At 70.1% G+C, this 7545-nt stretch carries 6 protein-coding genes and 2 pseudogenes; 4 read left to right on the plus strand and 4 right to left on the minus strand.

Translation table 11 applies throughout. The features are described from left to right. Nucleotides 1–108 precede the first annotated feature (108 nt). The 4 genes from ACWDZ4_RS25280 to ACWDZ4_RS25295 all read left to right on the plus strand — a co-directional run bounded on the left by ACWDZ4_RS25280 (nt 109) and on the right by ACWDZ4_RS25295 (nt 4053). A complete protein-coding gene (locus ACWDZ4_RS25280; RefSeq protein WP_451510671.1) occupies nt 109–831 on the plus strand; it encodes a hypothetical protein in 723 nt (240 codons plus the stop codon). Between the two features lie 50 nt (nt 832–881). Further along, nucleotides 882–2003: a S8 family peptidase gene (locus ACWDZ4_RS25285; protein WP_451510672.1), complete on the plus strand. Its 1122-nt coding sequence runs from the start codon at nt 882–884 to the stop codon at nt 2001–2003. Nucleotides 2004–2658: 655 nt separating this feature from the next. Beyond that, on the plus strand, nt 2659–3054 hold the full coding sequence (locus ACWDZ4_RS25290) for a hypothetical protein (protein ID WP_451510673.1): 396 nt from the start codon (nt 2659–2661) through the stop codon (nt 3052–3054). A gap of 558 nt (nt 3055–3612) precedes the next feature. Beyond that, entirely contained in the window at nt 3613–4053 is a 441-nt protein-coding gene (locus tag ACWDZ4_RS25295; RefSeq protein WP_451510674.1) for a hypothetical protein, read from the plus strand. Between the two features lie 75 nt (nt 4054–4128). Here ACWDZ4_RS25295 and ACWDZ4_RS25300 read toward each other — a convergent pair. The 4 genes and pseudogenes from ACWDZ4_RS25300 to ACWDZ4_RS25315 all read right to left on the minus strand — a co-directional run. Then, nucleotides 4129–4924 (minus strand): annotated as a pseudogene (locus tag ACWDZ4_RS25300) (MerR family transcriptional regulator). A gap of 334 nt (nt 4925–5258) precedes the next feature. Next, nucleotides 5259–5588 carry a hypothetical protein gene (locus ACWDZ4_RS25305; protein WP_451510675.1) on the minus strand — a complete coding sequence of 110 codons (330 nt, stop codon included), beginning with the start codon at nt 5586–5588 and terminating at the stop codon, nt 5259–5261. 179 nt (nt 5589–5767) lie between these two features. Continuing rightward, nucleotides 5768–7081 carry an SUKH-4 family immunity protein gene (locus ACWDZ4_RS25310; RefSeq protein WP_451510676.1) on the minus strand — a complete coding sequence of 438 codons (1314 nt, stop codon included), beginning with the start codon at nt 7079–7081 and terminating at the stop codon, nt 5768–5770. A gap of 42 nt (nt 7082–7123) precedes the next feature. Beyond that, a pseudogene (locus tag ACWDZ4_RS25315) lies at nt 7124–7545 on the minus strand (hypothetical protein); the annotation flags it as partial.

Here is a 7545-nt window from a genome sequence, read left to right on the forward strand (position 1 = left end):
CAGCAGGGGCAGGTCTATGCGCCCCATGTACCGGTCGGCCCTCCAGGGGGATGGCCCGTAGGCCCTTCCGGCCCGCATCCTCCTGGCTCAGGAGGGCGTTCTGTCCGCGTGGTCTTCGGTGTGTTGCTCGTTCTTGCCGGGACGCTCGCGCTGGTGGGCGGCGGCGCCGTCGCGATGCACGCGTACAGCAACAGTCGGCAGACGATCGCCAATCCCGCCTACGGACCTGTGCTGTGGCGGGACGAGCCCGCCGACCAGCTCTTCCCCGACCATCTCGGCAGGAAGGACGGCCGGGCCGGTGACGTCACAGAGCCCAAGAACGCAAGCTGGCACCGGCTCGGCATTTCGCCCGACACCTCATGCGACAAAGGGCTGACCGCCACTGTCAAGCGAGCCGCGAACCGGCTCGGATGCAAAGCCGTGCTGCGCGCCACGTACATCGATCCGACCGGAAACACGGTCGCGACGGTTGTGCTCATCGTCCTTCCCGAAGGCGAGTCCGGGAAGAAGGAGCTGGAAGACTTCTTCCTCGAACAGGACGGGCAGGCGGGTACCGTGAATCCGCTGCCGGTGCCTGGCACCCTCGCAGCCGGCTGGAAGGCCGACAAGCGTAATGGTGCGGGGCTCAGCCGGACGGGCGGCGAAAACCTCCCCTACGCCATCGCGGCGACCACGGGAGCTGCGGACGGGCGAGTCGCCGGAGACATGCCGGACGCGGACGACCTCGACGTGACGAGTGACCGGGAGTCGTGGCACGGCATAGCGGGCAATGTCGTCGAGCTGTTCCGCATACACATCGACGAACTGCAGAAGGCAGGGGCGGAGTCATGAATTCCTGGCACGTACGGCCGATCGCGGTCGGCCTGGCGCTGAGCGGACTCTTGTACGCCCTGGCCGCGGCGCCCGCGGCAGCAGCCGAAGCAACCCCCCGCGGGTGGGAGGCGGATGCGCTCCGCCTTGCGGCGGCCCATCAGGTCAGCCGGGGCGCGGGCGTCACCGTCGCTGTCCTCGACAGCGGAGTCGATGCCGATCACCCGGCGCTGAAAGGCAAAGTAACCACCGGACCCGACTTCTTCAAGGACGGCGTCGACCCAGCCAGTCCGGAGTGGGGCGTGCACGGTACGGCCATGGCCTCGGACGTACTCAAAGTCGCTCCGCAGGCCAAGATCCTGTCGGTCAGGGTGATCGATGACTCCAAGGACGGTGAGGAGCAGCAGGGGGAGGGCTTCGAACCAATCGCGGATGGCATCAGGTACGCGGTTGACCACGGTGCCGATGTCATTTCGATGTCCCTCGGGAGCGACGATTTCACCACGTACTTCAAGTACGACGCGGAGGCTGTGGGTTACGCGGTGAGCCACGGGGTGACCGTCCTGGCAGGGGCCGGGAACAGCGGAGACGATTCCACCAACGGTTCTTTCCCCGCTGGTTACGCGAGCACGATCGCTGTCGCTGCCACGCAGCAGGGTGGTGGCCGAGCGGAGTTCTCGACCGTGCGAACCCACAACTCGGTGGCTGCGCCCGGCGTAGGCATCGTGAGTGCGGTGAAAGAGGGCGGCTACCGGCCCGTGAACGGGACATCACCGGCGACCGCACTCGCGGCCGGTGTCGTGGCGCTGATGCGTTCCCACAACCCGGAACTCACGCCCGCCCAGGTCCGCACGATCCTGACGCGCACCGCCCACCACCCGCCGGGCGGCCGCGATGCCCAGGTCGGATACGGGCAGATCGATGCCGCTGCCGCCGTGAAGGCCGCCGCTTCACCGCCGGCCGACAAGGCCGGTGCGGTGGCCTACAAGGGCGAAGAACATCTGGCTGATCCGGTCGGTACGCCGAAGGTCACTACCCAGCCCATGGAGCAGGGCGTGTGGCTGACTGGTCTGGGCCTCGCTGGAGTCGGACTGCTGATGCTGATCGGCGGACTGCTCCTCGCGCTGCTGCGGCGCAGGACCGGAGCCGGGCCGGCGGCCATGGTGCCGCCTCCGGGACGCTTTCCCTCCTGAATCCGTCTGTGGCCGATGGCGGGGGTGAACAAGGGACGGGCTGCTGGTGGAAGCTGATGTCGAGGACGGACAGAATCGTGCATCGGGAGCTTCTCGCTGTGTGGCGGTATGGCTGGGCAGGCTCATGCTCCTCGCGCTTTCCTGACCGGCACGCGCAGTACGTCTCGTATATCGAAAGCTGCGGTTGCCAATCAGGATCTTCCAGCCCTGCGCGGGGTCCGGAAGGCGCTCCGTGAGTAAGCCTGGGAGTATCGCTCTTCTTCCGTACACCTGTGCCGCGGCGTCAAAGGTGCATGGCACTGGTCGCGCCTGGGGAGCAGGGTCACATGACTCTGGACCGTGGCAGCCGGATTCCCGTTGGGGGAGTACCCGGAGATCGCCCGCGACCCCGCGGCCCCGCGGCCCCGCGACAAGGGCCGCATGGCGCGGCCAAGAAGGCCGACCTCGGAGCCCTGAGCGCAGGCCTTCGCGCAATTACTGTTGCTGATCCCCATGACGAGGAGTTGTGCGCGTGAAGTCCGGTCTCTCCGACTCCCTCCCTTTGACCAAGTGTGCCTTTGAAGATCCCGCCACCCGGCAGGCTTTTCGGGAAGCCCGGCGCAGGGCTCGCATCAGCCTCCTTGTCAGGGTTGCCGTGTGGCTGGCCCTGCTCATTGTGGCGAGGGCGTTCAAGGGTGAGGAGACGCAGCTCGTCTCGGGCACCGCATCCCTCCTGCTGATTCCCGTTGCCTTCTTGCTGGCGGGTCCGGCCAAGGCGCTGCGTTGGCTGCGTGTCGTCGAGAGCGTTCTGAAGTCCCACCCCTGGAGGTACTGCTCCGTGGTCCGCAGACCAGATGTCAAAGTCCGTGCGGGCACTGCTGTGCAACTCGGACTCGGTGACGGGAGCAGGGATGAGGACTGGACGCCGGTGCTGGCCGCGCGTACGTGGCGTCGACGCGCGCGCTGGTCGGGGGAGTCCGAGCACGGAGCCTGGTTCGCGGGCAACGCCGACCGCGGTGGCGTCATCGCCCTGCCGGGCGGGCGCAGGCTCATGACCCTGCATCGGCAGTGACCGCAAAGTCGCGAAACGCAACGTACCGGAAGCGTCAGTGCTTGGAGTAAGCCAAGCAAACCGAACAGGACCTGACGCCCAAGTGCCGCAAGTCCGACTGGATTCGTGCGTCTTCGATCACCCCGGCCCGACAGGTGTGGCGGCGGGCGCAGTCGGGCCCGGCGCTGCTGACCGTTGCAGAGCTCGTGCCGGAGCTACGGCCATGGCGCCACCGGCGGAGTCCTCCCCCGCTTGATCCCGCCGGTGGGTTGTTGGGGGGCCCGTACCCAGCAGTGAAGCTTCTGGTGGGCGGTGGGCGGTGGGCGGTGGGCGGTGGGCGGTGGGCGGTGGGCGGCCAAGACAGGCCGTGCCTTCGGGAGCTTCCCGCCCTGGCCTGCCGACCCATCACCGATCCGTTCGGATGGAGCGTCCTTGGGTGTTGAAGGGTGTCGTCGCAAGACCGGCTCCCGTACCCCCCCGCCATGAGGTGCTGACGAGCGACTGCGGAGACGGCCTCATCATCGGCCTGGAGCTCGCGGCGGGAGATACTTCGGGTGACGAGAGGTGAGGAGAAGCGAGATGGTCCAGCAACCCCACAACCCCCAGAACTCCCGTAACCCCCAAGGGCCTTCCCCGGACCGCGGCGTGTGGGACGAAGCGCTCGAACCGGAGCAGGTCCGCTCGCTGAACTCCGCACTGCGCAAGCTGGCCGACGACAGAAGTGGCGCAAGCAAGGAACTGCAGGACACGGCGGAGAAGCTGCTTTCGGGCCGCGTCACCCTGCGCGGCGCTCTGGACGATCCCTCGGCGGTACGCGCCCTGGGCAGCGGCATGGCATCCCTGCGCGGCGAGTGGGAGGCGCTCTCGGACGAGGAGCGCGAGCAGATCAGGCAGGGGGAGGTGCCTGCGAGCGGTGGCGCTCCTTCGGATCCGGACGGGCCGAGGCGCTCGGAGGGAGAGCCTTCGCAGCCCCGGAAGAAGAGCCAGGGGCGGCACAGCGGTGGCTTCTCGCTGTACTGAGTACGGGTTCACCTCCTCCTCCGCTGGCCTGTTCCCTCGGCGGCGCCGGCGGAGGCTGAGGCGGCCGGATCCGGGTCAGTTCAGCCGGGCCGTGGCGTAGGCATCGATAGCGTCGCGCCGGTAGGCGGCCAGGCCCGGTGCGATCGCCTCGTACGCCGCGCGCCGCTGTTCGTTCCGGGCGCAGGAGCGTCCCATCGCGCGGCGCTCCTCGGCGGAGACCGTGTGGAGCTCGCTCAGCGTCCGGTACCGGGCGTCGATTTCAGCCCGCACCGGGTCGGCGTTCGCGGGCGTGCCGACGGCCGGCAGCTCGGCCGGCCGGATCATCCGCGCCGTGCGCCTACGCTGTCCGGCCTCGATCTCTGCCCCGCTCAGCGCCGAGGTGTACTCCTCGGCCTTCCCCGCCGGCTTCGGGAAGTCACGCAGGTTCTCCCCGTACTGGGCGGGCCGGACCCCTTTGAAGAGGTTCTCCGGCCGGTTGATGCCGGTCATGGGCCCACCACCGTCCTTTCTGGACTGTCCCAGTTCGCTGAGCGTGCGGGAGACGGCGTCGGCCAGGGCGCCCAGCCGGTCGCGTTCGGCGAGCAGCCTGCGGTGGTGGCCGCGTGGGGCTTCCGCCTCGTCGACCTGCTCGGCCAGGACCCGGCCGACCTCGGACAGCCCGACACCCAGTTCCCGCAGCACGAGGATCTGCCGCAGCCGCAGCCGCAGCCGCAGCCGCAGCCGCCGACGCTCCTCGTAGCAGCGTGGCCGTTCGTCCCGATCCCGGCGGGCGGCAGCAGACCGGTCTCGTCGTAGTGCCGCAGCGTGCGAGCCGTGCCTCCGGCCTCCGGGCGGCCTCCGCGATCGGCCGGGCCGTCCCCGCCTGCCTCACCAGTGATTCACCGGGGCCGGTCTGTCCGTCCCTGGTCACGACGGTGGAAGCCGCTCCTGCGGCAGCTTCAAGCCCAGTAACCAGGTTCCCGTCTCACCCCCTCCGGCCTCGCGGCCGCACCGACGACGGCCGCTCGGACCCGGTCGGTGGGCGCAGCCCTGCCTGTGGCTCGAACAACTCCTCCGGCGCAGCACGCTGCGGCGCCTCCCGGCTTTCCGGCGCCCCGCTGCTGACCGGCCCGAGGTGGCCGGGGTCGAAGGCCGAAGGTCCGCCCCAGGCACAACGGGCCCCGTCCGAGGCAGTCGCATGGGCCGCCGGGCAGAACCTGGGTGAGCTAGGTGCCTGGGCGGTAGTGCTTCTTGAACACTTCGATGGCGAGTGGCGGCGGGTAGTGGGGAACGGTCGCGATCTCACCGTTGTCCTTGGCGACGACGATGCTGCTGCCACCCGGTTCTGCGGGTCGCGGGACCCCTCCGGCGGCGGGCTCGGGACGGACGGCGTACACGACGTAACCGAGATCGAATTCCTCGACCCGCAAGGGTACGAGCGTGCCGTCGGGCAGGGTGGGCTGCCCGAAGCGGCTGCGCACGAGCTCCAGGGCTTCCTCGGGGCCGGCCGGCACCGGGTGGGGCTGCTGGTGGGGCATGGAGCTTTCTGCACGCATGGGGAAGGCTCCCTGGTCTGCTGGTCTGCTGGTCTGCTGGTCTGCCGGCGTCCGGGTTCTGGGGCTCATGCAGGGAATTCACCCGCCCGGCCGCCGTCGAGGAGGAATACGGGCAGGCACGCGGACTCGACGCCTGTGCTGTACGCCGCCCCAGCCCCAGAGGCAGGTGCAGCGCCCGATCAGAACAGTCCGTGCCACATCTGCTCGACGATCAGCGACCACCAGCCGTCCGGATTCACCAGAGCCGAGGCGTCGATGGCGGCCAGTTGCTCCTGGAACGCAGCGACTGCCGCTCCGGCCGCGACCGGGTCCAGGCCCTGCATCTGCTGCCGGGTGGTGGCGAGCAGTGCGAGGGAGCGGGCGAAGGCGGCGGCCGAGACGTTGATGTAGCGGGCGGCGGCGTTGACGGGGTCGACGGCCCAGAGGGCGCCGAGGCCGTTGGGCTCCGTCGGGCCGGGCTGGCACTGCACCGCGACGACCGCTACCCCGTCCCAGCCGATACGGACGAGGTGCGCGAGGGCGTTGATCTTCTCGGCGTCGGCCGGGCTGCGGCGCTCGCGCAGGTTCGTGGCGATGTCGGTGAACAGGCCACCGGCAGGCGGGCTGTCGGGCCGGTCGGCGGTGAAGAAGAGGGGGAGGTCGGCAGGGAGCCCGGCCCAGGTGAGCGTCGACTGGGCGGCCTCGGGCAGTTGGCTGCCGGCTGCGTCGTCGGCGTCGTAGCGGCGTACGCCGTCCCGGCCGAACACCTCGACGAGGTGCCGGCCCAGGGCTACGTCGCGCATCGGCTCGGCGGGGGTCACGTGCGGGGGAACCGGGACGCGGTGCGGGCGGGGCGGCGGCTGCTGGCCGGCGATCTGGTGCATCATCTCGACGTGCTGGAGCAGCGAGGCGATGCCTTCGGCGCGGGTTTCGGGCCGGGCGCCGTAGTTGTGGGCGCAGGAGAGCTGAGCGTTGGGGAAGGCGTTGAGGAGCTCGGCGGTGTAGCCGCCGGGGAGCAGGCCGGGGCGCAGGTCGGTATGGATCGCGGTGACGTTGCCGATGGGTACGTTCATGCGCTGGAGCTCGGACCAGGCCTGGTACTCGACGGGCGCAAGCCCCGGACCGGAGGTGCGGAAGAGGGTCGTCTCCTCGCCGGTCGCCGGGTCTACGTACGTGAAGACAGCCGTGTTGCCTGGGCCGGTGACGGGACGCGCGCCTTCCGCCGCCGAACCGCCGCCGTGCTTCTGCCGGTACATCCGGACGACCTCCTCGACGGGCACCGACGGCCACACCGTCAGCTCGCCGGTACGCCGGTCGACCACGCCGCACGCGTTGCCGATCTCGGCGGGCGGCCGCCGCTCACCGGTCTCCGGGTCACGCTCCATCGGCGCGGGCGCGGCCCACACGACCCATCCCAGGTCGAACTCCTGCACCCTGACCTCGCGGCGGTCCTTCGTGCCTTCGGGGTTCAGCCAACGCTCGGCGGTGGCGAGCGCCTGGTCCTGGGTGGTCACGCGGAGCTCCTTCAGGGGCGGTAGGGCGTGGCAGTACGCGGCTTACGAGGCTATCGCGGTGGTCGGGGTCCGGATTCTCAGGGCCTTGGCTCCGCACTCGGTTGCGACGAGGAGGATGCCCTCGGGAGGAAGGTCCGCGCCCGTGAACGGGGTATCGGAGACGAACGCCGCCACGATCTCCTCGCTGACGCGGTCCCAGACCCGCAGATAATCGCCGCTGCTGCCCGTGGAGGACGGGGTGCCGCCGGCCGGCGGTGTGGGAGCCGGTTGCGGGGTCGGTGCGGAGAGGCCCGCGTTGCTCGGGGAGGAGGAACCTGTGCCGGTGTCGGCGGACCGGGACGTGTTGCCGGCGTCCGGTGTGCCGGTCGGTGTGCTGGTGGGGGTGGGGTCGTCGAAGTCCGACAGGGTCGGGCGGGAGGACGGAGGGGAGGAGGGAGGGTTCTGTCCGGTGTCCGGGGCGCCGG

The organism is Streptomyces sp. NPDC003016, from assembly GCF_053591455.1.

What these genes read in the sequence shown, in the direction of transcription:
- ACWDZ4_RS25305 (WP_451510675.1), bottom strand. Translation starts at nt 5,588, where the DNA reads ATGCGTGCAGAAAGCTCCATGCCCCACCAGCAGCCCCACCCGGTGCCG.
- ACWDZ4_RS25295 (WP_451510674.1), top strand. Translation starts at nt 3,613, where the DNA reads ATGGTCCAGCAACCCCACAACCCCCAGAACTCCCGTAACCCCCAAGGG.